General features: G+C 73.2%; 25 protein-coding genes and 1 pseudogene. 10 read left to right on the top strand and 16 right to left on the bottom strand.

Annotated elements, in window-relative coordinates:
• Positions 1-89 precede the first annotated feature (89 nt).
• Positions 90-860: a restriction endonuclease gene (locus tag OG242_RS31315; protein ID WP_405901371.1), complete on the top strand. Its 771-nt coding sequence runs from the start codon at positions 90-92 to the stop codon at positions 858-860.
• A 130-nt stretch (positions 861-990) separates the two neighbouring features.
• Here the strand turns inward: OG242_RS31315 and OG242_RS31320 are convergent, their stop codons facing one another.
• A complete protein-coding gene (locus tag OG242_RS31320; RefSeq protein WP_405901372.1) occupies positions 991-2,244 on the bottom strand; it encodes a cation:proton antiporter in 1,254 nt (417 codons plus the stop codon).
• 166 nt (positions 2,245-2,410) lie between these two features.
• On the opposite strand from OG242_RS31320, the gene OG242_RS31325 reads away from it, so the two are divergent.
• Positions 2,411-2,785, top strand: coding sequence for a VOC family protein (locus tag OG242_RS31325; protein WP_405901373.1), 375 nt, complete (start codon positions 2,411-2,413; stop codon positions 2,783-2,785).
• 113 nt (positions 2,786-2,898) lie between these two features.
• On the opposite strand, the gene OG242_RS31330 is transcribed toward OG242_RS31325, so the two are convergent.
• Positions 2,899-3,147: a DUF5133 domain-containing protein gene (locus OG242_RS31330; protein ID WP_405901374.1), complete on the bottom strand. Its 249-nt coding sequence runs from the start codon at positions 3,145-3,147 to the stop codon at positions 2,899-2,901.
• 237 nt (positions 3,148-3,384) lie between these two features.
• A pseudogene (locus OG242_RS31335) lies at positions 3,385-3,936 on the bottom strand (DUF3626 domain-containing protein); the annotation flags it as partial.
• 40 nt (positions 3,937-3,976) lie between these two features.
• Between OG242_RS31335 and OG242_RS31340 the strand changes: the two are divergent.
• The gene (locus OG242_RS31340; protein ID WP_405901375.1) at positions 3,977-4,462 is read left to right on the top strand and encodes a hypothetical protein; all 486 of its coding nucleotides are present in this window, start codon (positions 3,977-3,979) and stop codon (positions 4,460-4,462) included.
• A 32-nt stretch (positions 4,463-4,494) separates the two neighbouring features.
• On the opposite strand, the gene OG242_RS31345 is transcribed toward OG242_RS31340, so the two are convergent.
• Positions 4,495-5,433 carry an alpha/beta hydrolase gene (locus OG242_RS31345; protein WP_405901376.1) on the bottom strand — a complete coding sequence of 313 codons (939 nt, stop codon included), beginning with the start codon at positions 5,431-5,433 and terminating at the stop codon, positions 4,495-4,497.
• A 154-nt stretch (positions 5,434-5,587) separates the two neighbouring features.
• Here OG242_RS31345 and OG242_RS31350 point away from each other — a divergent pair, with 154 nt between their 5' ends.
• On the top strand, positions 5,588-5,935 hold the full coding sequence (locus OG242_RS31350; protein WP_405901377.1) for a hypothetical protein: 348 nt from the start codon (positions 5,588-5,590) through the stop codon (positions 5,933-5,935).
• Positions 5,936-5,946: 11 nt separating this feature from the next.
• Positions 5,947-6,393, top strand: coding sequence for a glutaredoxin domain-containing protein (locus tag OG242_RS31355; RefSeq protein WP_405901378.1), 447 nt, complete (start codon positions 5,947-5,949; stop codon positions 6,391-6,393).
• 20 nt (positions 6,394-6,413) lie between these two features.
• Here OG242_RS31355 and OG242_RS31360 read toward each other — a convergent pair whose 3' ends face one another.
• The 5 genes from OG242_RS31360 to OG242_RS31380 form a co-directional block, all read right to left on the bottom strand.
• Complete coding sequence (locus tag OG242_RS31360; RefSeq protein ID WP_405901379.1) at positions 6,414-7,322, bottom strand: NAD-dependent protein deacetylase; 909 nt, start codon at positions 7,320-7,322, stop codon at positions 6,414-6,416.
• Positions 7,323-7,361: 39 nt separating this feature from the next.
• On the bottom strand, positions 7,362-9,962 hold the full coding sequence (gene rph, locus OG242_RS31365) for a rifamycin-inactivating phosphotransferase (protein WP_405901380.1): 2,601 nt from the start codon (positions 9,960-9,962) through the stop codon (positions 7,362-7,364).
• Positions 9,963-10,157: 195 nt separating this feature from the next.
• Entirely contained in the window at positions 10,158-11,159 is a 1,002-nt protein-coding gene (locus tag OG242_RS31370) for an adenylate cyclase regulatory domain-containing protein (protein WP_405901381.1), read from the bottom strand.
• The gene (locus OG242_RS31375) at positions 11,156-11,605 is read right to left on the bottom strand and encodes a universal stress protein (RefSeq protein ID WP_405901382.1); all 450 of its coding nucleotides are present in this window, start codon (positions 11,603-11,605) and stop codon (positions 11,156-11,158) included. The genes OG242_RS31370 and OG242_RS31375 overlap by 4 nt, the downstream gene beginning before the upstream one ends.
• Before the next feature lie 84 nt (positions 11,606-11,689).
• The gene (locus OG242_RS31380) at positions 11,690-12,331 is read right to left on the bottom strand and encodes an SUKH-4 family immunity protein (protein WP_405901383.1); all 642 of its coding nucleotides are present in this window, start codon (positions 12,329-12,331) and stop codon (positions 11,690-11,692) included.
• 110 nt (positions 12,332-12,441) lie between these two features.
• On the opposite strand from OG242_RS31380, the gene OG242_RS31385 reads away from it, so the two are divergent.
• On the top strand, positions 12,442-12,981 hold the full coding sequence (locus OG242_RS31385) for a GNAT family N-acetyltransferase (RefSeq protein WP_405901384.1): 540 nt from the start codon (positions 12,442-12,444) through the stop codon (positions 12,979-12,981).
• A 22-nt stretch (positions 12,982-13,003) separates the two neighbouring features.
• On the opposite strand, the gene OG242_RS31390 is transcribed toward OG242_RS31385, so the two are convergent.
• Positions 13,004-13,414 carry a RidA family protein gene (locus tag OG242_RS31390; protein WP_405901385.1) on the bottom strand — a complete coding sequence of 137 codons (411 nt, stop codon included), beginning with the start codon at positions 13,412-13,414 and terminating at the stop codon, positions 13,004-13,006.
• 85 nt (positions 13,415-13,499) lie between these two features.
• Positions 13,500-14,177, bottom strand: coding sequence for a ThuA domain-containing protein (locus tag OG242_RS31395; protein ID WP_405901775.1), 678 nt, complete (start codon positions 14,175-14,177; stop codon positions 13,500-13,502).
• Positions 14,178-14,377: 200 nt separating this feature from the next.
• Here OG242_RS31395 and OG242_RS31400 point away from each other — a divergent pair, with 200 nt between their 5' ends.
• Positions 14,378-14,602 (top strand): hypothetical protein, encoded by a 225-nt coding sequence (locus OG242_RS31400; RefSeq protein ID WP_405901386.1) that lies wholly within the window; start codon positions 14,378-14,380, stop codon positions 14,600-14,602.
• Positions 14,603-14,730: 128 nt separating this feature from the next.
• Here the strand turns inward: OG242_RS31400 and OG242_RS31405 are convergent, their stop codons facing one another.
• Complete coding sequence (locus tag OG242_RS31405) at positions 14,731-15,339, bottom strand: TetR/AcrR family transcriptional regulator (RefSeq protein ID WP_405901387.1); 609 nt, start codon at positions 15,337-15,339, stop codon at positions 14,731-14,733.
• A 154-nt stretch (positions 15,340-15,493) separates the two neighbouring features.
• Here OG242_RS31405 and OG242_RS31410 point away from each other — a divergent pair, with 154 nt between their 5' ends.
• Both OG242_RS31410 and OG242_RS31415 read left to right on the top strand, forming a co-directional pair.
• Positions 15,494-16,312 (top strand): alpha/beta fold hydrolase, encoded by an 819-nt coding sequence (locus tag OG242_RS31410; RefSeq protein ID WP_405901388.1) that lies wholly within the window; start codon positions 15,494-15,496, stop codon positions 16,310-16,312.
• A 43-nt stretch (positions 16,313-16,355) separates the two neighbouring features.
• Entirely contained in the window at positions 16,356-16,565 is a 210-nt protein-coding gene (locus tag OG242_RS31415; protein WP_405901389.1) for a DUF4287 domain-containing protein, read from the top strand.
• A gap of 48 nt (positions 16,566-16,613) precedes the next feature.
• Here OG242_RS31415 and OG242_RS31420 read toward each other — a convergent pair whose 3' ends face one another.
• A complete protein-coding gene (locus OG242_RS31420) occupies positions 16,614-17,888 on the bottom strand; it encodes an MFS transporter (protein WP_405901776.1) in 1,275 nt (424 codons plus the stop codon).
• A gap of 17 nt (positions 17,889-17,905) precedes the next feature.
• Complete coding sequence (locus tag OG242_RS31425) at positions 17,906-18,445, bottom strand: ArsR/SmtB family transcription factor (protein ID WP_405901390.1); 540 nt, start codon at positions 18,443-18,445, stop codon at positions 17,906-17,908.
• A gap of 88 nt (positions 18,446-18,533) precedes the next feature.
• On the opposite strand from OG242_RS31425, the gene OG242_RS31430 reads away from it, so the two are divergent.
• Positions 18,534-18,929, top strand: a complete 396-nt coding sequence (locus OG242_RS31430) for a GNAT family N-acetyltransferase (protein ID WP_405901391.1) — start codon at positions 18,534-18,536, stop codon at positions 18,927-18,929.
• A 54-nt stretch (positions 18,930-18,983) separates the two neighbouring features.
• Here OG242_RS31430 and OG242_RS31435 read toward each other — a convergent pair whose 3' ends face one another.
• The gene (locus tag OG242_RS31435) at positions 18,984-19,817 is read right to left on the bottom strand and encodes an NAD(P)H-binding protein (RefSeq protein ID WP_405901392.1); all 834 of its coding nucleotides are present in this window, start codon (positions 19,815-19,817) and stop codon (positions 18,984-18,986) included.
• A 101-nt stretch (positions 19,818-19,918) separates the two neighbouring features.
• Positions 19,919-26,476 carry a beta-ketoacyl synthase N-terminal-like domain-containing protein gene (locus OG242_RS31440; RefSeq protein WP_405901393.1) on the bottom strand — a complete coding sequence of 2,186 codons (6,558 nt, stop codon included), beginning with the start codon at positions 26,474-26,476 and terminating at the stop codon, positions 19,919-19,921.
• Positions 26,477-26,510 lie beyond the last annotated feature (34 nt).

Consider the following 26,510-nt stretch of genomic DNA (forward strand, 5'->3'; position numbering starts at 1 on the left):
GACACCACCCGGCACCGTCGCTGATCATGGACGGGGCGGAACGGGGCACATGGCGGTCGATGCCGTTCACGACCTGACGAGGAGACGCCGTGCCGATACGCAGAACCAGAAGCGTCACGCCCCGCACCCGCACCACGGACTCGCTGCGCAGCCCGCTGCTCACCCTCGCCCTCACCGGCGCACTGATCGGTGGGGCGGTCCTGCTCTTCCTGCGCTTCGCCCACTGGGCCGGCGCCCATCCGGTCACCGCCGTACTGCTGGCGCTGCTCGCCCTGCCCGTGCTGTACACCCTGTTCCGGGCGATGCCCCGCGCCCGTGAGCTGCGCCGGGCGGCCCGCGCGGGCATGGCCCCGCCCCCGGCGGAAGAGACCAGCACCGAACCGGCCCCCGCCCCGCGGCTTCTGCACGCCCCCACCGACGCACAGGACGGGCTCACCGCCGTACTCCCGCCGCCGGTCCCCGACTTCGCCGCCCTCGACCCCGACGGCTTCGAGGCAGCCGTCGCCGCGCTGTGCGAACGCGACGGCTGCCAGGAGGTCGAGGTCGTCGGCGGCGCCGGCGACCTGGGCGCCGACGTCCTCGCGACCGCGCCGGACGGCCGGCGCGTCGTCGTACAGTGCAAGCAGTACGGACCGGACCACAAGGTGGGCTCCCAGGACCTCCAGCGCTTCGGCGGCACCTGCTGGACGGTCCACGGTGCGCAGCTCGCCGCCGTGGTGACGACCAGCGAGTTCACCGCGCCGGCCCTGGAGTACGCGGAGACGTGCGGCATCCGATGCGTGGACGGCGCCTCACTCACCGCGTGGGCCGAGGGCGCGGGACCCGCCCCGTGGGGCCCGGCGATGCTGGATACGGCCTGAAGGAGCCCACCGGAACCCGGGCGGCCGCCGGCTTCCGGGTCGCCGCGGCGCGCCGAACCCCTCGCTCCGGGCCGCGACGCTGCTCGCGCCCGCGGGCTGGGCGGCCAGGGCCCGTAAGGAATGCGCCATCTCAGGAAGCCCGGGCCCGCCGCCGGTCCAGGTGCCGGATCACCGGCGTCGCCGTCGCGCCGTGCAGCAGCACCGAGACCAGGACCGTGAACGCCGCGACCGCCCACAGCTCGTCGGCGTACCCCGTGAAAGGGCCCACGCCGAGTGCGTACGCCAGGTAGAACAGCGAGCCGATGCCCCGGATGCCGAACAGGGCCGTGACCGCCCGCTCGCGCGATCCGGCCGGGAAGCCCAGCTGGGCGGCGGCGCCGGCTGCCGGGCGGATCACCAGGATCAGGGCCAGACCGAGGAGCGCCCCCTGCCACGGCAGGTCCTCCAGACCGGTGGCGACCAGATAGCCGCCCAGCAGGAACAGCAGCACGGCCGTCAGCAGCCGCTCGATCTGTTCGCTGAAGCCGTGCAGTACCTGGTGGTAGCCGTGGTTGCGTTCGGCGCCCCGGATCGTGCACGCGGCGACGAACACCGCGAGGAATCCGTACCCGTGGAGCAGTTCCGTCAGCCCGTACACGGTGAACGTGGCGCCGAGCGCGGTGAAGCCCTCCATCTGCTGCGAGAGGCGCACGTGCCGGGAGCGGAAGAACAGCCGGCCGAGCAACCGGCCCACGGCCACCCCCGCGATCAGTCCGACCCCTGCCCGCAGCAGCACGTCGGCCAGCAGCCAGTGGCCGATCCACTCCGCCGACCAGCCCTCGCCCGCCGTCGCCGCCAGTGCCACCGCGGCCAGCACGAACGGCATGGCGAGACCGTCGTTGAGACCGGCCTCCGAGGTCAGCGTGAACCGCACCTCCTCCTCGTCCTCCTCGTCCTCACCACTCGTCGGCTCCCCGACCCGCACCTCCGCCGCCAGCACCGGATCGGTCGGCGCCAGCGCGGCGGCCAGCAGCAGGGCCACCGCCGGCGGCCAGCCCACGAGCCACACCCCGAGCAGCGCCACGCCCCCGATGGTCAGCGGCAGGGCCAGCCCCAGGAAGCGCCAGGCCCCCGCCCAGGTACGCCATCCGAAGGGCCGGTCGATCGCCAGCCCGGCACCCATCAGCGACACGATCACGCAGATCTCCGTCACATGCTCGACCCACACCCTGTCCCTTACGGGGTCCACGACGGGCACGCCCAGCGGAAGCAGGGCGATCGCCGCACCCGCCACCAGGAACACCATGGGCATGGAGAAGGGCCGCCGACGGACCAGTGGAGGAAGGACGGCGGCCATCAGGATGCCGATTCCCGCTGCCGTGTATATGCCGTGCACCAACGTCATCCGGTACCGCGTCCTCCATCGCCTCGGCCCGCGCACAGCCGAACGGGCAGGACAGCCACGCTGACTGCGACTGCGGCGGGAGGAATCCCGGGTACCCCGGGGGCGGATGCCCAAGCCCCCGGCGCGGCGGATGCATGGGCCGGGGGGCCGGGGCAAGGTGGGGAACATGACTACCACGCTCGGCGCCTACGTCCTCGGTACACCCGACCCGCCCGCCCTGGCCGATTTCTACCGTGCCCTGCTGGGCTGGGAGGAGGCCGAACGGGACCCCGAATGGGTCAGGCTGCGTGCTCCGGAACGGGAGCGCCCCAGCCTCAGCTTCCAGCTCGAAACGGACCACACGCCACCGGTCTGGCCCCAGCGCCCGGGGAGCCAGCAGATGCAGGCGCACCTGGACCTGGAGGTGGACGACCTGGAAGCGGAGACCCAGCGGGCCTGCGCGCTCGGCGCGACGCTGGAGGAGCTCCAGCCCCAGAAGGACGTACGGGTCCTGCGCGACCCGCACGGCCATCCGTTCTGCCTGTTCCTGCCGGGCGCCTGACGCCCGGAACGGACCGGCTCACGCCAAGGGCCGGCCGCCCTGCCCCGGATCTCGGAGGGCAGTCGCGGCCGGCCCTTCGGCATCGGCGGCCCGGGTTTCCCGGTTCCGTCACCTCACACGGGGACGGCGTCCGAGGGGTCGGTACGGCCGGGCTGCGCGGCGGGGCCGCCGCGGTGGAGCAGGGCGTCGGCGGTGCTCAGTGCCTCTCGCACGTCGCTGACCCCCGTCATGACACACAGGGTGTACGCTGTGTCCTCGCGTTGCCGGACGGTGCCCGGGGTGGAACGGCGCTCGTCCTCGATCACGGCATCGGCGTAACGGGACAGCGCGGCACGCAGATCTGCGGGCGTGGGAAGCAGCACAGCCAACTCCTTCTCAACTGAACTGACCCTCCCGAGCCGGTTGGGCGGCTGGGGCAGGGGCGTCGCTCACGACGATCTTCGGATTCCCCGCCACACGCAGACCATTCCAACCGCTTTCGGCCGAACCCGCATTTCCGCGCCACCCATATCGGCGCCACTACGGGGCACACGTCCTGCATGGCCGGGGAGGCCGCCCTGCGGATGAAGTCACCCAGCCCCGCACGGCAGGCCTCCCGGTCATCCGTCCGTTCCCGCCGGCACCGCCTCCACCGGGCCCTGCGGCTCCGGCGCGCGAGCGTCCCAGGGGTAGCCGAAGCGGGCCAGGCAGTGCCACACCTTCTTGACCGCCTGGGCATCGAACCGGCCCCCGCACGCGGCGTCCCCCACGATGCGGGGATCGAGCACACCGTCCACGGCGATCGCCGCGCCCAGCCCCACGTACTCCTGCCCGCGGTACCCGGGGTGCCGGCGCAGTTCGTCGACCGTGAGCCGGAAGCCGGCGTGCCACTCCAGGGGGCAGCCGAGGCGACGGGCCGCGGCCTCGACGGCCGTATCCCGGTAACAGGGGTCCAGAACCAGCGCCTCCACATGGCGGTCCGGGCGGACCGGCCCGTGGACCTGCGCCTCGATGTAGTCGTCGAGCACGTCCTGCCGGTCCGCCAGAGCGAGCTCGATCAGGCCCATGCGGGACGCGAGCCCGAAATCCGTGGGCTCGCAACAGCTGTCGGGGTAGCAGAACGTCGTACGCTCGAGCGCCTCGGAGCCCAGCCGGAGATGCGCCGAACCGCCGCTCGCGGGCGTCGCCCTGGGGGCCCTCACATCCTTCCTGGTGACCAGCGCCAACGAGCGGACGAGATGGCGAAGGCAGCAGTCCGTCCGGTGGGACGAGCACCGCCTGACGGCGTACGCCGACTACGCCCACGCGGTCAAGGAGTTGGCCGCGCGCTACCAGATGCTCGCGGCCGGCCGCGGACTCACCACCGGCCCCGTGCCCATGGAGGCGACGCCGGAAGTTCTCGCCGAGGTCGGCCAGTTGGAGGCGCGCCGCTCAGCGCTGTCGGAGACCCTAGGCCTGCTCGGCGACACGGAGGCCAACACCGCGTCCAAGACCGTCGACCAGTGCCTGTGGCGGCTGGAAGGGCTGGCCCGGGGCGTCGACCCGTCGGCCGAACAGGACTGGGGCGAGGCCTATCTGCAGTTCCGCCGGGCACGGGACCGCTACGTCGAGCATGCGCGGGCCAGCCTCGGTGTGCCGGGGGCCGTCTCCCGCACCGTGTCCAGGCGCCCCGCCTCGGGGCCGCCGGGGGCGCCGTGACGCCGTGCGGGCCGGCCGGTGCACGCGGGCGGCTACGGCGCGGTCACCGCCGGACCCGCGCACCTCTCCGGGGCCTTCGCCTCCGCGGCGGACTCCAGGCATTCCTCGAAGAAGGCGAGCGCGCGGGCATGGTACGAGCGGGCGGCGCGGCCGAGGCTGATGTTGTGACCGGCACCCGGCTGCCGCTCCACCCGGACGAGGGGTGCCCGCTCCAGCCGGGCGGTCAGGTCGGCGATGTGCGCTCGCCCATGCAGCCACCACGCCTCGTGCTCGGCGAACGTCAGCCGCAGGGGTACGTCGACGCGCGGCGCCAGTTCGTCGAACATCCCGGGCCACAGCCTCACTTCGGCCCCCTCGCGTGAGGGCATCGGGGTGACCAGCGCCTGCGCCGCGCGGAACGTGCCCGGGGGGTACAGCCCCAGCGGCCCCCAGGTGCGCTCCCAGTGCACGTGGTGGCGGATGCGCGGAAGGTCCGCGGGCTCGACGGCGTAACGGTGCCCGAGCCCCGAGACGTCCAGGGCGAGCAGCAGACCGGGGGAGCGCGCGGCAGTCGTGAGAGCGAGCTTGCCGCCGTAGGAGTGGGCCAGCATCAGGAAGCCCCGGCCGGCCTCGTACCGTTCGGCGAAGGCGTCGAGCGCCGCCGGCAGGACGGCGGCCTGCTCGCCGAGTGTCATACCGGCGGGCACCTGCGCGGCTGACCTGCCGTAGCCGGGCCGGTCCAGCGCCAGCACGGTGAAGCCGAGCCGGGCACCCAGCGTCAGCAGGGACAGGTCGGGGTGCGCCTGCCCGTCGAAGTAGCCGGCCCGCATCCCACCGCCGTGCACGGCGACGACGGTCGCCCGCGGACTGCCCTCCGGCGGCTCCGCCACCAGACCGGACAGCGTGAGGCCCGCGGCCTGCAGCAGGAGCGGGCGTACGCCTGCCGAGTGCGTCGGCAACGTCTTCTTCCGGTCCGTCCTGGACACGCTCACGTGGTCGTCCTTGTCGGTCGGTGGGGACTGAGCCGGGACACAGCGCTCGTACGCATGGTGCGACGGTAGGAAGAAGCCACGGAGGACCGCTCGACACCGGATCGAGAAGGCGTCCACGCCGGCGCGACCCGCCGTGCGCTACCTTCCCGGGGACATGGACGACGAGGCCGACGCACCCTTCATCGACCCGGAGACGGACTACCCGTGCTGCTGGTTCTGCCCCGCACTGCGGCTTCCGCGCACCGGCTTCCTCGTCGCGGACCGGCCCAGCCGGGACTGGCCGTTCGACGCGGCGGACGGGTTCCGGTACACGGCCGGCAGCCGGACCCCGGTCTGCGTCCACCCCGGCCGCGTCGGGCTGGACGCGAAGCTCACCGCCCCGGCCTACGTGGACCCGCCGCTACCGGACCCCGAACCGGGTGACCCCGGCGCGCCGGGACGGCGGCGTCGGTGGTGGCGGCTGCTGCGGCCCGGCCGGCCGGGCGTGCCGGCACCTCGGTAGCCTTGGGCACCATGATGCGCGCCTGGCTGCTGCCGATCCTCTTCCTCGCCTCCGGTACGGCCGTCGCGGCCGGACTGATGGTGAGGGGGAGCACCCGCGAAGGCGTCGTCCTCCTGGTGGCCTTCGCCCTGCTCGCGGTCCTGAACTCGCCCCTGGTCTTCCCGAGGTCGATCAGCGCGGCGGAGGCCCGGCGCCGCAGCGCGGCCGACGGCCGGCCGATCGTGTTCTGGCGGCCGGGCTGCGCCTACTGTCTGCGGCTGCGGTTCAGGCTGCGCCGGCGCGCCCGCCGGCTGCACTGGGTCGACATCTGGCGCGACCCGGAAGCGGCCGCCGAGGTGAGGGCGGCCAACGACGGCAACGAGACCGTTCCGACGGTCGTCGTGGCGGGCAAGCCCCACACCAACCCGGACCCGGCATGGGTACGGCAACAGCTGGCGCCTGCCGGACGGCCGGGCTGAGGGCCGCCGGCCCCCTGCCCCTACGCCCCCAGCGCGTCCCGCCCGTCCTCGACCTCCACCCCCAGCCGTTCCGCCACCGTCCCCAGGGCCGCCCCCAGCGGAAGCCCGATGCGGGCGACGGCCTGTCCGTCGCCCCGGGTCGGCTCGCGGTTCACGATCAGCACCGGTTTCCCGGCCTGGGCCGCCTGCCGGACGAACCGCAGCCCGGACATCACCGTCAGCGAGGACCCCAGCACCAGGAGCGAGGCCGCCGCGCGAACCAGCTCACGGCAGTGCTCGACCCGCGCCGGGGGCACCGTCTCGCCGAAGAACACCACGTCCGGCTTGAGGATGCCGCCGCAGACCTCGCACGGCACCACCCGGAAGTCCCCGACCTGCTCGTCACTGAGATCGGCGTCGCCGTCCGGATTGACCCCGGCCGCCACCGGCTGGAACCCGGGGTTAGCCTCCTCCAGCCGCCGCGCGACCTCCCGGCGCGCGACGAACGTGCCGCAGGTCAGGCAGACGACCCGGTCCAGGCCCCCGTGGAGCTCCACGACGCCCTCGCTGCCGGCGGCCTGGTGCAGACCGTCGACGTTCTGGGTGATCACCCCGGACAGCGCACCGCTGCGCCCGAACGCGGCCACCGCCCGGTGACCGGCGTTCGGGAGGGCACGCCGGAACGTCTTCCAGCCGAGATGGCTGCGCGCCCAGTACCGGCGCCGGGCCCCGGCGCCGGAGGTGAAGTCCTGGTAGGTCATCGGGGTGTGCCGGCTGAGGCTTCCGCCTTCGCCCCGGTAATCGGGGATGCCGGACTCCGTCGAGATGCCGGCGCCGCTCAGCACCAGCACACCGCCGGTGCCGAGCGCTTCGACGACGGGTTCCAGATCAGTGGTGGCCGGGGGCAGTCCGTCGGTGGGAGTCCAGCTCAGAGTGGGGCGCATGCGCATGCGTCCAGAGTACGGAACGCGTCTCCCGCCGCTCCGCCGTCACGGCAGCAGCTCCACGTACCCGTCGGTGCCGTGCACGCGGATGCGCTGCCCGTCCCGGATCAGCCGGGTCGCCCGCTCCACGCCCACGACCGCCGGCAGGCCGTACTCCCGGGCGATCACCGCGCCGTGCGTCATCTGGCCGCCCACCTCCGTCACGAGGCCGGCGATCCCGACGAACAGCGGCGACCAGCTGGGGTCCGTGAAGGTCGTGACCAGGATGTCGCCCGCCTCCAGATCGGCCTCGGACACATCGAGAATGACACGCGCCCTTCCCTCGACAATCCCGGCGGAAACCGGCAGGCCGCTCAGCGCACCCTCCGGCACGTCGTCGCGCCGGTACGCCCCGTTCACCGCCTCACCGTCGGAGGTGAGCACCCGGGGCGGGGTGAGCGCACCGAACACCCGGAACTCACCCTTGCGCCGCCGGATCAGTCCCGCGTCCGCTTCCTTCGTGCGTACGGCGTCCCGGAACTCGTCGAAGGTGAGGTGGAAGGCGTCCTCCCGGTCGGCGAGCACCCCGGCGTCCACCAGGCGGTCGGCCTCCCGCACCAGGGCCTGCTTGTAGACGAAGTAGCGGCGGATGATGCCGTACTTCGGGTACTCCCGGTAGCCGATGAACGTCCGTACCCGGTCGATCATCCGCTTGGTCTCGTCGGCCTTCCGCTCCCCGTCCGGCAGGGCCCGCAGACGGGTGAGCACGTCCCGCTCCTTGGCGAGAGCCTTCTGCCGGCCTTCCTCGAAGCGCCGGGCGGCGGCGCCCGGTCCGAAGAGCCGCACGTTGTCGAGGATCACCGGAACGAGCGTGGTGGGCCGTTCGCTCCAGCGCGGCCGCGTGATGTCGATCTCGCCGACGCAGCGCATGCCGTACCGGTCGAGGTACGCCTCGATGGCGTCGCGCGCCTGCGCCCCGCCCGCCACCTTCGCCAGGCCGTCCAGGAATCCCTCGTCGTCCCCGACGCCCCGCAGATACGCCACCGCTTCCGGATGCGGACGGACGACGTCCGCGACGTCGAGCAGCGCGAGGCCCATCTCCGACGTCACGTTGTCGGGGGCGGACAGCGTGAGCGTGTCGGCCGCGTTCTTCTCGCCGAGCCACTCAAGGAGTCTGTCGTTGAGCCACCACGTCGACTCCATTCCCGCCATGATCGCCTGCATGCTCAGGGGGTCGCCGAGTACACGCTTGTGCTCGTCGAACGCCCCCAGGAGGAAGTCGAACAGCGCCGGTCCCGAGTGCGTCCGGATGTCGCGCTCCAGGGCGGCGACGGACGCCTCGCTGCGTGCGATCAGCTCGCGGACGACGGCCGGGTCCGTCTCGATCGGGGCCGGCGCCCCACCGGCCGGCGGCGCGACGGGCGCCGGGTCCGGCAGCGCGGGCACGAAGCCGGGGTGGTCGAGGACGGTCTCCAGGGCGTCCCTGACCAGCGGATCGCCCTTGCCCATCATGTCCAGGAGGCCGGCCCGGGCCGAGGGCGGACCCAGGCGCCGGGTGACGTCGACGAACAGCCTCCCGCCGGCCTCCAGCATCGGAGCCATGGCCGTCAGCCGCCACATGGAGAGCCCCAGGGGCTTCATCGCGTCGGTCATCATCTGCTGGTGCCCGACGGAGACGTAGACGTGGTTCTCGTCGTCCGCCACCTCCGGTACCGGGAAGAGCGTCGTGATCGGCCGGCTCTGGACGATCCGGAACCCGTCGTCGACGAGGCACCACTCGATGTCCTGCGGGCGCCCGAAGTGCTCCTCGATCCGCCGCCCGAGCCGGACGAGCCGCAGGACCTGCCCGTCCGTCAGCGCGGGCTGCTCCTGCCGCCGCGCCTCGACCGCCACCTCCCGCGTGCCGCCGCCCTCCAGGGCCTCGATCGCCCGCTCCTTGGCGGCAATCGTCCTGCCGATGATCTCCCCGTCGCGCACTGTGAACACGTCCGGGTTCACCAGCCCGGAGACCAACGCCTCGCCGAGCCCGAAACCGGCGTCCACCGTGGCGTTCTTCCGGTCGCCCGTCACGGGGTCGGCCGTGAAGAGGATGCCCGACGCCTGCGGGAACACCATCCGCTGCACGACCACGGCCATCCGCACCGTACGGTCGTCGATGCCGCCGCGCCGCCGGTACGTCACGGCCCGCTCGGTGAACAGCGAGGCCCAGCACCGGCTGATGTGCCGGAGAACCGCCTCCGTACCCACGACGTTCAGATACGTGTCCTGCTGGCCGGCGAAGGAGGCCGTCGGCAGGTCCTCCGCCGTCGCGCTGGACCGTACGGCATACGCGGCCTCCTCACCGTGCCGGGCCAGCGCCCCGGTGACCGCCGCCACCAGCTCGTCCGGCAGGGCGAGCCCCTCGATCGTCCGGCGGATCCCGGCGCTGAGGGTGCGTACCGCCTCCCGGTCGTCCGGAACCACCCGTGCCAGCCGTTCGAGCTGCTCCTCCACCTCCGGCGTCCCGGCCACGACGCGCCGGAAGGCATCCGTCGTGACGCAGAAGCCGCCGGGCACCCGGACGCCCTCGATACGCGACAGCGTGCCCAGGTGCGCGCCCTTGCCGCCGACGAGCGCGATCCGCGCCCCGTCGGCCTCGTCCAGATCCCACACGTACCGCTCGCGCACGCAGCGTCCTCATTTCCGCAGGTCGGGGTGGTCAGGCCGACGATTGTGCGCCACCCCCCAACCCTTGCCGCAAGCCCCCCGGTGCGCTATATGTTGAGAAGGGCAGGGAGATGAGGTTCTCCCTGCTTTTGCTTTGTGCGCCGGGCAGGGCGGGCCGTGAGCGAACGGCACGCGCACCCCGGCCATCTCCGCGGGTCACGAAGCCGCCCCGCCCCTCCGCAGAAGTACCGGCCGCAGCCGGCTGTAGCCGCGTACCGTCACCGGACGCAGCGGCCTCAGCGAGTACGACGCCGTCCCGGCCAGCTCGCCGGCGAGCGCGGTGTCGACCAGTACGGACGCGGGGCGGGCCACCGCCGTGAGCCGGGCCGCGATGTTGACCGCCGCCCCGTAGACGTCACCGAAGCGGCCGATGACGGGGCCGTGGGCCAGCCCGGTCCGCACCTGAGGCAGCTTCGGGTCCGACTGGGCGCGGGCCGTCAGCTCCAGGCCGATGTCGGCGGCACCGGCCGCGGACTCGCAGACGAAGAGCACCTCGTCGCCGATGGTCTTCACCACCTGCCCCCGGCCCTCCGCCACCACATCGCCGGTCACGGTCTCGAACCGGTCGAGCACGCCCACCAGTTCGGGCCCGTCCAGGCCACGGGTCATCCGGGTGTAGCCCACCATGTCGGTGAACCCGACGGCCCGGTCCCGGACATGAGCGCCCGGCCCCGCTGCCTCCTCCCGGGCCTCGCTCAGCAAGTGCCCGGCGTAAGCCACGAGATGACGGCGCCACACATAGCGCTGCAAGCGTTCGATCTCCGGCAGCAGTGCCGCCATGTGGCCCAGCAGGGCGTCCCGGTCGGGCGAGGGGCCCCGGTCGTGACCCAGCCAGTCCCGCAGGGTGTCCACCTGCCAGTCCGCGAGCCGGGAGAGGTGGTGGCCGAGGGCGCGGGCCATCAGCGTCTCGCTGTGCTCGGTGATGAGCCCGGCCGCGATGAGGCGTTCCCCCGCGCGCAGGGCCTCCACGTCCGCGTCGGTGAACACCCTGGCGTCGTCGTCCACCGCCGGGAACCCGAGGGCCCGCCACACCCGTACGGCACGCTCGAACTCCACCCCGGCCCGCGCGGCCACATCGCGCCGCGTCCACACCCGGCCCCCGCCCAGCAGCACCTCCTCGACGGACACCGCCCCCGTGTCGTCCGGCTCCCCGCTCACGTGGTGTGCACGATCAGCACATCGAGACCGGCCTTCCTGGCGACGTCCGCGGGGACGGAGCCGAGGAGCCGTCCCGCCAGCGAGCGCAGCCCGCGGTTGCCGACCACCAGGAGGTCGGCCGAGCACTTCCGGGCCGTCCGCACGAGCGAGGGGACCGGCTCACCCTCCACCGCGACCGTACGCACCCCGGTGGCGCCCTGAAGGCGGGCCCGGTCCTTGGCGGTCCGCAGGGTCTCCTCGGCCGGCGCCGAGCCCACGACCTGGTACGCCTCCGCTCCTAACTGGTCCTTGGCGGCCGCGAGTTCCGGGCCGCGCATGGGGGCATACGCGCACGTGATGACAAGCTCGGCACCACACACCGCGGCGAGCCGTGCGGCGGCCTCGACCGCCGCGAACGACGATTCCGATCCGTCCGTGCCGACCAGCAGGGTTCGATAGGCGGTCAAGGCAAACTCCTTACTGAGAAGTAAACTTACTTCAGAGTAAGGTAAGCGGCCCGGCGACCCCGGGCAAGAGTGCGGCGGACGTGCTCAGCCGTGGAGGGAACGGCCTGCCGGGCTGTCTCCCGTGAAGCGCGCGCCCGCGGCGATCTCGTCACCGACCAGCGACCACACGGTTTCGTCGTCCGAAAAGGGGAGCGGGTCCACGACGCTCGTCGTCTCCCGGATGCGTCCCACCTCGCCGTCCAGCCGCTCGAAGTCGGCGTCCTCCTCGGCCTCGTCACCGCTGAAGGCGAACTCCGCCAGCAGCCGCTGGAACCGCAGGGTGACGTGGATCAGGGAGGAGACGTCCGTGTGCAGCTCCCGCGCGCCCTCCTCGTCCGGGTCGAAGGCGTACACCTTCCCGGAGCCGGAGCCGGAGCCGGAGCCGGAGCCGGAGCCGGAGCCGGAGCCGGGGTCGAGGGCGAGATGGGCGTTGAGCAGCCACCCGAACACGGGCCACTCGGCGGTGTCCTCGTCGGCGTCGACGACCTCGCGTACGAGGGGGAGGAGGCCGGATTGCGTGTCGGGCTCCCGGAGCCAGAGCGTCCCGGTCGGCACGCCGACGGTCTGCAGCAGACGGGCGCCCTCGGTGTCCGCCGCTGGGGGCGGAAACGCGGCGGCGGGCAGGGACGCGAGCCGCTCCTCGCCGAAGACATCGGCGAGTCGGGCACGGGTGACATCGAAGAGCACGGGACGACTCCGGACGCGGTGGGCATGCAGAACGGCACCGGCATGGCGTACGGCCGAAGGCGACTTCGCCCCCGGACTGCCCGGCCCACGGTGGGATAGGGTCCCCGGCCATGGCTGAAGCGAACTTCCTTCCCTGGCCGCCTGCCCCGATACGCACCGAGCGACTCGTGCTGCGCGAGCCGGAGAGCCGGGACCGAGCGGCTTTCGTCGCACTGCTCTCCTCACCGGAGGTCCACACCTACCTGGGCGGCGCCCGCCCGCGCGACGAGTGCGAGCGCACCCTGGCGGAGACACCGGGAAAGGGCGCCGGCCGCTTCGTGATCGAGCGCGGCGGAGCGATGATCGGCACCGTCGAGCTCAAGCACCGCGACCTGGACGACCCGGACGCGGTGCGCCCGGACGCGGGGAAGGCCGAGCTGGGCTACCTGCTGCTGCCCGAGGCGTGGGGCCACGGGTACGCCGCCGAGGCGTGCGCGGCGGTGCTCGACTGGTTCACCGAGACATGCCCCGGCCAGCCCGTCACCCTCTTCACCCAGACCGCCAACACCCGCTCGATGCGCCTCGCGGAGAAGCTCGGCTTCACCGAGATCCACCGCTTCGAGGCGTGGGGCGCCGCTCAGTGGATGGGCGTACGGCCTCCGGCCCCGTAGCCCGGCCCGCGACCATCCGGCGTCAGGCGTCGAGTACGGCGGCCACGGCCTCGATCTCGACGAGCTGGTCCGCGTAGCCCAGCACGGTGACACCCATCAGCGTGCTGGGGACGTCGTGCTCGCCGAACGAGTCCCGTACGATCTTCCAGGCCGTCACCAGATCCTGCCGGCGGCTCGATGCCACGAGGACCCTTGTACTGATGACGTCCTGGAGCGAGGCGCCGGCGGCACGCAGGGCGACCTCCATGTTCTCGACGGCCTTGAGCGCCTGGCCCGCGTAGTCCCCGGCGGCCGCCGTCGAGCCGTCGGCGTTCAGGGGGCACGCCCCGGCGAGGAAGATGAGCCGGGACTCGGCGGGCGCCGTGGCCGCGTACGCGTACTCGGCGACATCGGACAGGGCGGCCGAGCGGATGAGGGTGACGGCGCGGGGCATGGCGGGTGGGTCCAATCGCATGGGGAGCTGAGCCCGGACATCCTGCCAAGAAGGCGCCACCCCCGTCCCCTCCTTTTCCGTCCGCTCAGCAGCCGGCCGTCCACCGCAGCCCACCGAGGAGATGGGCGCGGAAGGCCGGGTCGCTGTACGCCGACTCCGCATGGCCCAGCGCCGTATAGAAGGAGCGGCCCTCGCTGGACTCCTGGCACCAGACCAGCGGGTGGTCCGCCCCCATGCCGCCGCCCTCGTAGCACGCCTCGTCGATCGTGGCCAGGACTCGCACACCGGGGAGGTGGCGCGGGTTGCTCCGGAAGTCGTACCACTCGTCCTTCCACTCCCACCGCTGCGGCAGGTGGCGCATCGCCGGGTGGTCCGGGTCCTCGATCTGCACGGTGCCGGGCTGGAAGGCGGGATGGCCGGCGAAGCGCGCGCCGGCCAACTCACCGTAGTACGGCCAGTCGTACTCGGTGCACGCGGCGGAATGGACCCCCATGAAGCCGCCGCCGCCCGCGACCCACCGTTGGAGCGCGGCCCGCCCCTGCGGCGTGAGCACGTCCCCGCTGGTGGACAGGAAGACCACCGCCCCGCGCCCCGCCAGGGACGCGTCCGTGAAGACCGACGGGTCCTCGGTCGCCTCCAGGCCGAACCCGTGCTCCTCACCCAGCTCACCCAGGGCCGCCCGCCCCGCCGGAATCGAGTCGTGGCGGTAGGCCGCGGTACGGGTGTAGACGAGGACATCCGACAGGCGGCCGGTCTGGGACATCTGCGACTCCGGGGTTCTGGTGCGCACGGTGGTGGCGGTCACGGGCAGTCTGCCCCGGCCGGGCGCAGGGCATCCGTCCGCCGCCGTCGCGCTCCTGTTCGGCGCGGTCCACCCACGGGGCGAGGTGATGTGCGTATCGGTCACGCAACCGTTGACGGTCCACGAGCCTTTCGGGACGGCCCGCTCCCTACACTCGCGGCATGAACAACCTCAGGTGTACCCACTGCGGAACCGTCGGTCTGGAGGACGGCTTCATCGAAGACGCCGGCGAACACTCGCGCGGGTACGCGCGCTGGATCGAGGGTGCGCTGGAGCGGGGGGTCTTCGGCGGCGCCAAGCGCATGGGGCGTCCGCGCCGGCAGATCGAGGCGTTCCGCTGCCCCAAGTGCGGACACCTCGAACTGTTCGCCACGGGCCAGGTGTAGCCGCCCCGGGGCTGGGCGCACGGAGCGGCGTCACCTTCCGGCAGTTCGCCGACGGCAGCGCCACGCCGGTCATCCGCATCGCCACCCCGGACACGGCCGACGCCATCTGCGCCACCGGCGCCGGGGTCTTACGCGTAGGCGGCCAGGAAGGTGCGGATGCCGCCGTGTGCGTAGCGTTCCAGGTCGGCGTCGCTGTGCCGGCCGCTGCCGTGGAACATCGCCTGGTTCACCGGGATCCACAGCAGCAGCCCGGCGAAGTGGTGGGCGGCCAGGACGGGGTCGGAGGTCTTGAGCAGCCCCTCGTCGGTGAGACGCCGGAAGGTGTCGGCCAGAGTCGCCAGGACCCGCTCGAAGCCCTGCTCGTACCAGGCGGCGCCCAGCTCCGGAAAGGCGTCGGCGTTGGCGATGACGAGGCGCCGCAGCTGGATCACCTGGGGCCGGGTGAGGGCCGTGAGGAACTGGTGGGCGAGCCGGGTCAGGTTCTCGTCGAGGGCGTCCGCGTCGGCGGGGATGTCGGCCACCATGTCGACCATGGCGTCGATGCGGTCCGTCGTGGCCAGCACGATCTCGGCGAACAGCTTCTCCTTGTCCGCGAAGTGCTTGTAGACGGTCTGCTTGGAGACCGCGGCCAGCTTCGCGATGTCGTCCATGCTCGTCCCCGCGTATCCCTTCTTCAGGAACACGTCGGTCGCCGCCTCCAGGATCGCCTGGTGCTTGCCCGCTGACCGGCTGTCCATCATCAGCTCCCTCTCCACGTCCGCGTCTGCCTGCCACCCGCAGAGTACTGGACTGATCAGTACTCATGTGAGTACTGTACCGTCCAGTTCCAGTCCGCGGCTGACCGCTGCGGCCTGCGAGCCATGTCAACGGCACATCGATGGGGGATTTCGCATGAGCAGGACTGTGGACAAGGTCGTCTCCGCCGACGGCACGGCCATCGCGTTCGAGAAGCAGGGCTCGGGCCCGGCGGTGGTGCTCGTCGGCGGCGCCTTCATGACCCGGGCCGCTTCCGCAGAGCTCGCCGCACTGCTGGCCAGGGACTTCACGGTGATCACCTACGACCGCCGAGGCCGGGGCGACAGCGGGGACGGCCCCGCATACGAGGTGCAGCGTGAGATCGAGGACATCGACGCGCTCATCGAGGGCCCGGGCGGCGGTTTTGCGATGCTCTTCGGGATGTCCTCGGGCGCGGTGCTCGCCTTGGAGGCGACGGCCCGGGGGAGCGCCGTCCCGCGTCTCGCGCTGTACGAGCCGCCGTTCATCACCGACGACAGCCGGCCGCCGCTGCCCGCCGGCTACGTGGAGCACCTGACGGACCTCGTGGGCCGCGAGGCTTACGGGGATGCCGCCGCCTACTTCATGACGGCGGCGCTCGGCCTGCCCGGCGAGGCGGTCGCGGGCATGCGCCAGGCCTCGTTCTGGGCCGGCATGGAGGCCGTCGCCCACACCCTCCCGTACGACGGCCGGATCATGGGCGACACCATGTCCGGTCGCCCGCTTCCGGTCGAGCGCTGGGCGTCGGTGACCGTGCCCGTCCTCGTCGGCAGCGGAGACGCGGGCGCGCCCCACATGCTGACAGGCGCCCGCGAACTGGCCGCGACGGGTGACAACTTCACCCTGCGGGTCTTCCCGGGCGAGGAGCACACCATCGCACCGCATGCGCTGGCGCCGGCCCTCGCCGACTTCTTCGGCGGCGAGCACGCCCGCTGACCAGTACGGATCACAGACACCCACACCGGAAAGAGGCAACGGCATGACCGCACCCGCCAAGGGACCCGCCAGCTACTTCCCCTCCATCGAGAAGAAGTACGGCCGCCCCATCGACGAGTGGAAGGAGATGATCCGCGCGTCCGGCCTGACCAAGCACATGGAACTCGTCTCCTGGCTCAAGACCGAGCACGGCCTCGGCCACGGCCACGCCAACGCACTGGTCGCGCACACGCTGGCCGAACAGGGCAAGTGAACGCGCCCGCCCGCTACGTGGCCCACGTGGCGGGCGGGCGGCAGGCGTTCACACCGGGCCGGGCGCGCACGCCCGGGTGGTCTCCCCGGCTGACGGCCGGTCCGGGGCGTCGGCGGGGGCGGCGGCACTCAGCGCCGCTTCGACGCGGCGGTTGTTCGTCATGGACGCGGTGACGGCCGTCATCGTCAGAAGCAGCGCGGCGGCGGCGTAGAGCGGGGTGCGGATGCCGTACGCGGTGGCCAGCCAGCCGCCGAGGAAGGCTCCCATGGGGGCGGCACACATGGCGAGCATGCGGGAGGTCGAGGCGACCCGGCCCATGAGTTGGCCCGGGACGATCGCCTGCCGGAGGGACGGCCCGAGCACCATCGTCGCGCCCATGGCAGCCCCGCAGACGGCGAGCGCCGCCCCGGCCGCGTACGGGTTGGAGGAGGACGCCAGGCCCAGGATCGCCAGGCCCTCGACGGCGGCCGTGCAGGTCAGGGCCGTGCCGGTGCCGAGGCGCCGGCCCAGCCGGGAGGCGATGGCCGCGCCGAGCAGGCCGCCGGTCGCCTCCGCGGTCAGGAGCAGGCCGAAACCGTACGCGCCGATGCCGAGGCGGTCGTGGGCGAAGAGGGCGAGGACCGTCTCCACGGCGAGGAAGGCGATGTTCCCGACCGCGGGGCGGAGCGCGAGCCCGAGCAGCAACTGGTTCCGGAAGACGTGGGACGCACCGGCCCGGGCCTGCGTGAGCAGGGACTCGCGGGCCTCCGGCGCGGGCCGGGGCATGGCGGGCAGCGTACGTACGAGCAGTGCGGAGAGCGCGAACGACACCGCGTCGGCGACCAGCGGAACCGCCCGCCCGAGCGCGAGCAGCGCGCTGCCCGCGGGCGGCCCCGCGAAGCCGGACATCGCGGTCTGGGCGCCGCGCAGGCGGGAGTTGGCCCGCTCCAGGAGTGCGGGGTCGCGGGTGAGCAGGTCCGGCAGATACGCCGTGGCGGCCGTGTCGAAGAAGAGCCCGCCGAGGCCGAGCAGGAAGGCGACGATCGCGAGCAGGGGGATGCTCAGTGCGTCGAGCCCGGCCGCCACCGCTGGTAACGCGAGCAGCGCCGCGCGTACCGTGTCCGCGACCCACATCGTGCGCCGGCGGTCCCAGCGGTCCACCAGCGCACCGCCGAGTATCCCGAAGAACAGCCACGGCAGCGTCCCCGCGGCCGTGACGACGGCGAGCGCCATCGGATCCCGCGTCAGCGTCAACGCGATGAGCGGCAGCGCGGCGTGCGTCACCCCGTCACCGAGTGAGGAGACGGTCTGAGCGGTCCACAGCCGCCCGAACCCGGTCGGCAACTTCGTTGCTCTCGCTTTCACTTGACCTCCCCCTCGGAGTTCCTGACCGGTGCGGGGCGGAACAGCGCGAAGACGAGCGAGGTGTCCGGCAGTGCCGGGTCGGACAGCTCCCGGTACTCGTCCGCCAGCGCCTGCAGCCGCGCCCCCAGCTCCGCGAACTGCTCGTCGGTCAGCCGCAGATGGGCCATCCGGACATGCCGGTCACCGCCCGCCGGCGAGGCCTCCAGGTCCGCCACCGCGTGACGCATCAGCACATCCGGCCCGCCCTCACCCGGGTCCGGCAGCTCGACGGACCGTGCGGCCATCGCGTAATACCGCTCGGTGACCCCCCGCACCTTCCGCGTCCGTACCACCTTGATCAGGCCGGCCCGTTCCAGCAGCCGTACGTGATAGCTCGAACTCCCCTTCGCCAGGCCGACCCGCCCGGCGATCTGAGTGATGGTCGCGGGCTCGAAGCGGAGAACGGCCATGATCCGGTGACGCGTGAGATTGGAGACGGCGCGCAGCTGCTCGTCCGTGGTGACGTGAAACGTCTCGGGAAGCTCGTCGGTTGGCATGTACTCAATGGTCAACGTTTCTTGACCATTGAGCAAGGGTTTTACGCGGAGAGTCGAAACCGGGCCGGATCCGGGGCAGAGTGAGGGGATGGCGATCACATACGAGTGGCGGGGCGACATCGACGACGAGGCCCTCGAAAAGCTGCACGCGGAAGGGTTCGGCCACCCGGCCGGGCACACGGACTGGCGGGCACGGCTGCACCGCCACAGCCTCGGCTGGGTCTGCGCCCGGGAGAACGGCCTGCTGGCCGGCTTCGTCAACGTCGCCTGGGACGGCGGGGTCCACGCGTTCGTTCTCGATACGGTCGTGGCGCCCGGCAGCCGTTCCAAGGGGGTGGGGGCCGGGCTGGTCGCGGCGGCCGTCGAGGGGAGTCGTGCGGCGGGGTGCGAGTGGCTGCACGTCGACTTCGAAGCGCACCTGCGCCCGTTCTACTTCGACGCGTGCGGCTTCAGGGAGACCGCGGCGGGGCTCATCGCTCTGTGAGCCCCGCCGCCGCGCCGGGGCGGCACAGCCGAGGCAAGGGGCGACGGTCAGCCCTCAGCGGAAGGCGTCGGCGTTCTCCTCGGCCCACTGCCGGAACGTTCGGCCCGGCGCCCCGGTGACGTGTGCGACGGTGTCGCGTACGGCGAGCAGTTCGTCGTTGACGTCGCCGCCCGTGACATCGAGGACCGCGTCCGCCGCCTCCTCCCCGAAGACGTCGGCCATCCAGGCGCGGGCCTCCTCCCGGCTGATCCCGGCAAAGGGCACATCCCGCCCGACGGCCGCCGCGACGGCCTCCACCTGCTGCCTGGCGGACACCGGCTCCGGACCGGTCAGGGCATACGTCCGCCCCCGGTGACCGGGCTCGGTCAGTGCGACCCGGGCCACCGACGCGATGTCCGCGGGATGGATCGTGGGCAGCCCGGTGTCCGCGAACGGTGCGCGGACCGCTTCCCCTGCGCGGATCGACGAGGCCCACATCAGCGCGTTCGAGGCGAACTGGGTCGGCCGCAGAATCGTCCACGCCATGCCGCTGTCCTTGAGCAGTCGCTCGACCGCCAGGTTCTCGGCGGCGGGCCCGAGGTGCGGATGGGTCCGGACGGTGATGGACGACACCAGCACCACATGCTCCACACCCGCGCGCCGGGCCGCCGCGAGAATGTCCGCGTCCGGGCCCACGCGCGACGGCAGGAACATCGAGCGAACCCCGGCCATCGCGGGTTCCAGCGACTCCGGCACCCCGAAATCACCTTCGTACAGTGCGACTCCGGCGGGGAGTGCGGCCCGTGAGGCATTCCGGGTGAGTCCTCTCAGTGGGCCCGCGCCGTGGCCGTGCAGCTCCTTCAGCAGTGCGCTTCCGATGTTCCCGGTGGCTCCGGTCACGAGGATCATGAACGTGTTCTCCCGTCGGCAGATGACTGACCGGGCAACACGCTAGGACCTCAAGCGAACTTGAGGTCAAGGAGAGGCGGGCACCCGGGGCGCCCGCCTCCTCACCCGGCCGGCGCCGAGACCACCCGCATGCCCAGCCCCCGTACGCGGTAGATGCAGGTGTCATCGCCCCACAACGTGGCGTCCGCCACCGCGTAGGGCCCCAGCGCGTCCCGGCCGTTCTCCACGATGTCCATGTCCACCCGGATCAGCCGATGGGCCGGGGTGATCTGGCCGCGGTACGTCCACGCCGTCTCCCGGTCCGGCAGCACCGGCTCGAAGCGGGGGCGCGGCATGCCCTCGGCGGCATCGCGCTCGAGCAGGTAGAACTGCAGGAGCTGGCACATCGCCTCGACCCCCAGGGAGCCCGGCTGCACCGGGTCCTGGAAGAAGTGGGCCCGGAAGAACCAGGCGCCGGGGCGCACGTCCTTCTCCGACCGCAGCCGCCCGAGCCCCGCGCTGCCGCCCTCCGGCCAGTAGCCGGTCACGCGGTCCAGCATCAGCAGCATGGGCCCCGGCAGACGCAGCCGTCCGGCGCAGTAGCGGTCGGGCCGGGTGGTCAGGTCGACGGCCCGGTCGCAGGGCTCGGCGAGGCGGGCGCGGTGGTCCGGCGTGACGGGGACACCCTGCTGGTCGTCGAAGGCCGACCGGGGGAAGAACCCGAAAACGGTCTCCATCGCGAACACGGGCACGTCGTCCGCCGTGCAGGACACCCGGAACGACTCGATGATCATCTCCCCGCTACGGGAGAGCCGCGTCAGCTCGGCCCGGGTACGCACCGTGCGCGTCGCCGGCGTCACCTCGCCGGTGACCGTTCCCGTCCCGTCGAGGTTGCGGAACAGCAGGTCCACCTCCGTGGTCAGCGCGCTGCCCACGTACGAGGCGAGCCAGCCGCAGGGTTGCAGCGCGACCTCCATGAGGACGGCGAACGGCATGGTGCGGCCACCACTCTGCTCGAAGAACCAGGCACGCTCGGGCACGTCGTACTCCGCGACGACACGACTGCCCTCCCGCATCCCGCCCTGCGGCCCGTCCACCGAGACGATCCGGCTCATGAAGTGGTACGGCGGACCGGGCAGCCGCGCCACGCCACGTGTGCCGTCGAAGGGCTCGTACATCGGACCGAATGCCTCGCTCGGCCTGCCCCAGGCGCACGCCAGCAGCGAGGGGTAGTCGAACCGGAACCCGTCGGCCGCCGTGGCCACCGGCTTCTCCTCGCGATGGCCGGCGAGCCCGCCCAGCCGGGGGAGCGGCAGCGGGGTCCCGCCGGTCTGCACGGCGGGCGGACCCGCGTGCCGCCACTGCGTCAGCGGCCAGTCCGGGACCAGCCGCAGGGCCATGCCACGCCCCAGGAACGCCTTCATCCCGTCCACGGAGCCCAGCACATCGGCGTGGAGCGTCGGCACCGGACCGGCCGAGACACCCCGTACGAACACCTCGTAGACGACCCGTCCGTCCTCCGGGGTCGCCTGGCCCCGGCACATGGCCCGGTAGGGCTGCCCATCCACCGGCTCGAAGCGCCAGCCGTCCCGCGCGACCGTGTACCCCATGGCCGTCAGATAGAAGGCCATCGCCTGGAGACCCCCCTGGAGCATCAAGGTGCCCGGCATGCACGGGTCGTTGTGGAAGTGCCCGGCGAAGAACCAGTCGTCCGGCCCCAACGAGGTCTCGGCGCGCAGATACCCCCGGCCCCACGGCCCGCCCGCCGGATCGAACTCGCTCACCTCGTCCAGCAGCCGCATCCGCTCCCCGTCGAGCCGCGGCGAGCGGACATGGGCCGCGGTCGCCTCCCAGCCGGGGCCGAAACAGTCCGCGGGCCGCCCTCCCGCCAGGGCCCGCAGCGCCTCCGCGTCGAATCGCCTCCGTTCGCAGGGGACGGCGGGCGGGTCGAGCGGCAGGCCGTCACCGGGCGGATGCCCGGCAGGATCCCACCGGACACCCCCGCCGTCGGCCAGCTCCGCCGGGGTGAAGAAGCCGGCCTGGCCCTCGCGGACGCTGAGCCGGAGCTCGCCGTCGACGAAGCAGTCGTAGTGGAAGAAGGCGAGCCGCACGCCATCGGCCTCCGCGTGACCGTCGATGTGGATCTCGAAGCGCAGGGTGTCCCCGGCGCCCGGCGGGACACCGTGGAAGGTGACCTCGCATCCGAGCAGCCGGTAGGCGCGCTCGCCCCGGTTCAGGAGGTCGGCGCCCAGCCAGCTGAGCAGGAGCAGATCGGCCTGCCCCGCCTCGATCAGCAGGCCGGACGGCATGCGGCCCGTGGAGTCCAGGTACCAGCTGTCCGGCAGGATGTCGGTCTCCGTCCAGATTCTGCCGTCGGTGCGGACCGGCCCCGGCAGAGCCAGCGCCCCGGGCACCGCGTCGATGCCGGTGACGCGGTCGGCGAGCAGCATCGGCGGTCCGGGCATGCGGGTCTGCACCGCGTATCGGTCCTGCTCGGCGAACCGGGGGCCGAACAGGGCGGAGATCCTCCCCTTCGCGAGGTACTCCAGCTGGGCACGGTCGAACGTCGGCCCGGGGCCCGGGTCGGACCGCTCCGGTGCGGCCGGTGGCTCCGACGGACGTGCCGGCCCTCCGGACTCCGGCCGCTGTGGGGCCGGCAGCGCGAGCGGGGCGGCAGCGCGGTGCGCGGTGAGGTCGAGCGGGCGTACGGGGCCCGGGGTGCGGGCCGGTGTTCCGGCGCGCGTCAACGCGGTGACGGCCAGCGCCGACATGCGCAGGAAGCGCTGGTGGCTGTCGGTGTGGCGGGCCATCACTTCCCGGTGCAGCTCGGCGGCCCGCTGTCCCAGCCCGGCGGCGGCCCGAGCGCCGTCGGCGCCTTCCGCGACGGCAGGCGCCGGACGGCCGGGGCGGTCCTCCGCGGCGCGTGTCCGCGGCACGAGGGAGGCCGCGGGACGCCTCGGCCCGGGGGCCGGAACCGGGGCCAGCCGGGGCGCCCGGGGCAGGACCGTCACCGGAGGCTCCGCGTGGGGCAGACACGGAGACGGGACCGGCCGCACGGTCACGGTGGGACCCGGATCCGGGAGTTCCGTGGCGGCGTCCGCGAGCCGCCCCAGCAACTCCTCGGTGCGTACCGGCACTCCGGCGACGACGAGCTCGGCCACCGCGAGGCACAGCTGCCGCAGACCGGTGTCCCCCGGGGAGTCCAGGGCGACGGCCACATGCTCCCGGTCACCGAGCACCCGCTTGATCCAGCCCGTGCACAGCTTCTGCGGCCCGTGCTCGACGAAGACACGGACCCCGTCCGCCCACGCCTGCTCGACCGTGGCCGCGAAATCGATCGTGCCCATGCCCTGAGCGGTGATCGCGTCGGCCGCCCGGTCGGCCGTCGGCACGTACGCCTGCCCGGTGGCCCCGCTGTAGAACCGCACACCAGGCACCGGAGAGGTGGGCCGGTGATGGGCCGCGCGCCACACCTCGCGGACCTCCGCCAGCTCCGGTGCGTGGGCCGCCACGTCGTAGTCCAGCTCGACGGCGAACTCCGCGCCCAGCCCCGCCACGACGGCCGCACACGCCCGGGACTCGCCGCCGATGACGCACAGTCCGGGCGCGTTCACCGCCATCAGGTGGACGGCCCGCTCACCGGCCAGTGCGGCGCGGACGGCCTCCGCCCCGGCGCCGACCAAGTAGCTCGACCAACGGGACCCCGCGATGCCGTGCCGCTGCCAGTGGCGCCGCACCGCACGGAGTTCGCCGGTGAGTTCGGTCGTGAACAGGCCGCTGTCCCGGGTCGCTTCGTACAGCCCCGTCGCATCGGGCCAGGCCCCCAGCGCGACCAGTGCGGTCGACTCGCCGGAGGAGTAGCCGAGTGCGGCGTCCGGACGAAGGCCCAGCACCTCCCGGCTGAACACCGTGTGGCAGACCGCCAGTTCGGCGGCGGACCAGATCTGCCGCAGCACCCCGTGGCGCGGCCCGGACCGGAACCGCGTACCGACGTCGTGGTGGGTGTCCCGTACAGCCTCGCCGAGCGAGGGCAGCGCGAGCATCAGCTCGTGCCCCATGCCCTCGTACGCGGCCGAGCCGTTGGTGTAGACGAACGCCGTCCGCCCGTCGACCGGCCGGTCCCGGTACCGCACACCCGACGGCCGCGCCCCGCCCCCGGTCAGCCAGCGACGGGCCGCGTCCTTGCGCTCCGCGGACACACGGCCGCCATCGGCCACGAACGCCAGCCGCGCCGGGCCCGCAGTGGAGCGCACACCGGAGTCCAGCGCGGCCAGGACCTCCCGGCGGTCCGCACCGGAATACACGTGCAGACCCGGGACCGGCCCCCGCAGCCACGGCCGCGCGTCACCCGCACGCAGACGCACGTGCGCGGCGGGCCCCTCCATCGGCGTCACCACGACCCGCGCGGTGTGGGGGACCGCCCCGGTGTCGGCGGGCCCGTCCGGACGGGGCACCGCGCGGTGCTGGAGTGCCAGCGCGGCGACGGCGACGGAGACCAGCCCGGACGCGGCATGGGCACGCCCGAAGGCCGCCGACGGGTCGAACACCGCGTCGGGGCCGTCACCGATGACCATGTCGGGCTCGTCGTCACCCCTCTCGTCGAGCAGCGCGACGACCGTGTCACCGTCCCTGCGCGCGGTGTCCAGGCGCTTGAGTACGAGGACGACGGCCGCGTCCCCCGGCTCGCACCCGTGCCCCAGCTCCCGCAGGGCCGCCCGGTGCACTGCCTCGCAGGACAGGTCGGCGGCGCCCACGAGCGCGGCGTCCGCCTCGCCCGCACGCAGTGCCCGGGCCGCCAGTTCCAGCGCGACCGGCCCGGACGCCTCCTCCGCCGATACCGTGAATCCCGGCCCTCCGAGATCGAGTTGGGTGCTGATGCGGTTCGCCGCGAGGTTCGGCATGCTCCCCACCACCCCCTCCGCCGTCATCGCCGGGGCGAACGCGTCCCGCGCCCGGTCCGCCGGCACGGCCGCGGCCCGCCCGCCCTCCTCCAGCCAGTGCGGCACCCGCCAGCGGGCACCCGCGCGCCCCACCTCCGGGTCCACGCCCATCCCGATGACCACCATCGTCCGCTCACGCGGAAGGGCCACCGTCCGTGCGGCCTCCCGGGCGGCCTCCAGCACCAGGATCTGATGGCGTACGGTCCGCTCCAGGGCCAGCGGAGGGAAGCACAGGTCCTTCAGCCCCACGGCGAACTCCGTGACAGGACCGCGCCGTTCGCCACCCAGGACCGCCCGGCGCAAGTCCTCGGCGGACGCCCCGTCGCCCACCCGGGCACCGACCGCGACCACGGCCACCGGTCCCCGGTTCCGCGAGGCCGCCGACTTGCGTGCCGGCCGGGGGACGACGGGCCGGCGCACCTCGTCCGGATGGTCCACGACCACATGGGCGTTGGTCCCGCCGAAGCCGAACGCGCTCACCGCCGCCCTCCGCGGGCCGGTCCACTCCTCCGGCTCCGCGAGCACCCGCAACGGTGTGCCCGACAGCACGTCCAGCGGCCGTCGCCCGCCCGGTGTCGCCGGACGCACCCCCGCCCGCAGCGCGCCGAGCACCTTGAGTAGCCCGGTCATGCCCGCCGAGGCCAGCAGGTGCCCGATATTGGACTTCACGGAACCGATGGGCATGTCCCCGGCGGCCCCGAAGACATCCGCCATGGCCCGCGCTTCCACGGCGTCACCGACGGGTGTCCCCGTCGCATGGCACTCGACCAGCGCGACCGACTCGGGGGCGACACCCGCCCGCTCGTACGCCAGACGCATGGCCCGCACCTGGCCCTCTTCGGACGGGCTGATGAGCCCGGCGCCGCGTCCGTCGTTGGAGAGCCCCGCCCCCCTGATCACGCCGAGCACCGGAAGCCCGGCGGCGCGTGCCTCAGGCAGCCGCATCAGGACGACGAACCCGGCGCCCTCACCGTGCACCAGCCCGTCCGCGTCCCGCTGGAACGGGCGGCACCTGCCCGTACGGCTGGTCGCGGACAACGCGCAGAACCCCACATGGAGGTAGAGGGGGTCGGGCCGGCTGACGGCACCCGCCACCATCAGGTCGGCCGTGCCGTCGTGCAGCCGGTCGCACGCCAGCTTCACCGCGTACAGCGAAGAGGCACAGGCGGCATCGAGGGACCACGCCCCCGCGCCGAGCCCGAGCGCCCGTGCCGCGAGCGCCGCGGGCAGCCCCGAGGAGAAGCGGTTACGGGCATCGGGGCGGGCCCGGCGCGCACCCCTCAACAAGGCATCGCGCAGTGGCGGCCGTTGCGCGGACAGCCATACGTGTTCGGCGAAGGCGGCCCCGGACTCCGTCGGATACGACAGGTTCCCCAGCACCAGCCCCCCGCGCGGCAGCGGACCGAGGCGCCCCGCCTCGGTGAGGGCCTGGCGCACCCCGTACAGGACCCAGTGGAACAGCGGGTCCAGCGCACGGATCTCCTCCGGGGCGATCGTGAAGCCGCCCGGGTCGAAGACGGACTCGAACCCTTCGACGTAACCGCCGGCCTCGGTCCACGTGCGGTCCACGGAGTCGTCCACCGAGCCCATGACCTGCGGGCGCGGGATCCGCCAGCGCCCCGCGGGGGCCGCCGACAGGCTGGTGCGGCCGGCCGCGATGTTCGCCCAGAACGTGTCCGGGTCCAGGGCGCCGGGCAGCACACAGCCCCGGCCGACGACGGCGATCGGTTCGAAATCCATGCGGGTGCTCACTCGGTCGGCGGAGTAGGCGGGA

The organism is Streptomyces sp. NBC_00727 (assembly GCF_045161745.1).
Taxonomy (GTDB): Bacteria; Actinomycetota; Actinomycetes; order Streptomycetales; family Streptomycetaceae; genus Streptomyces.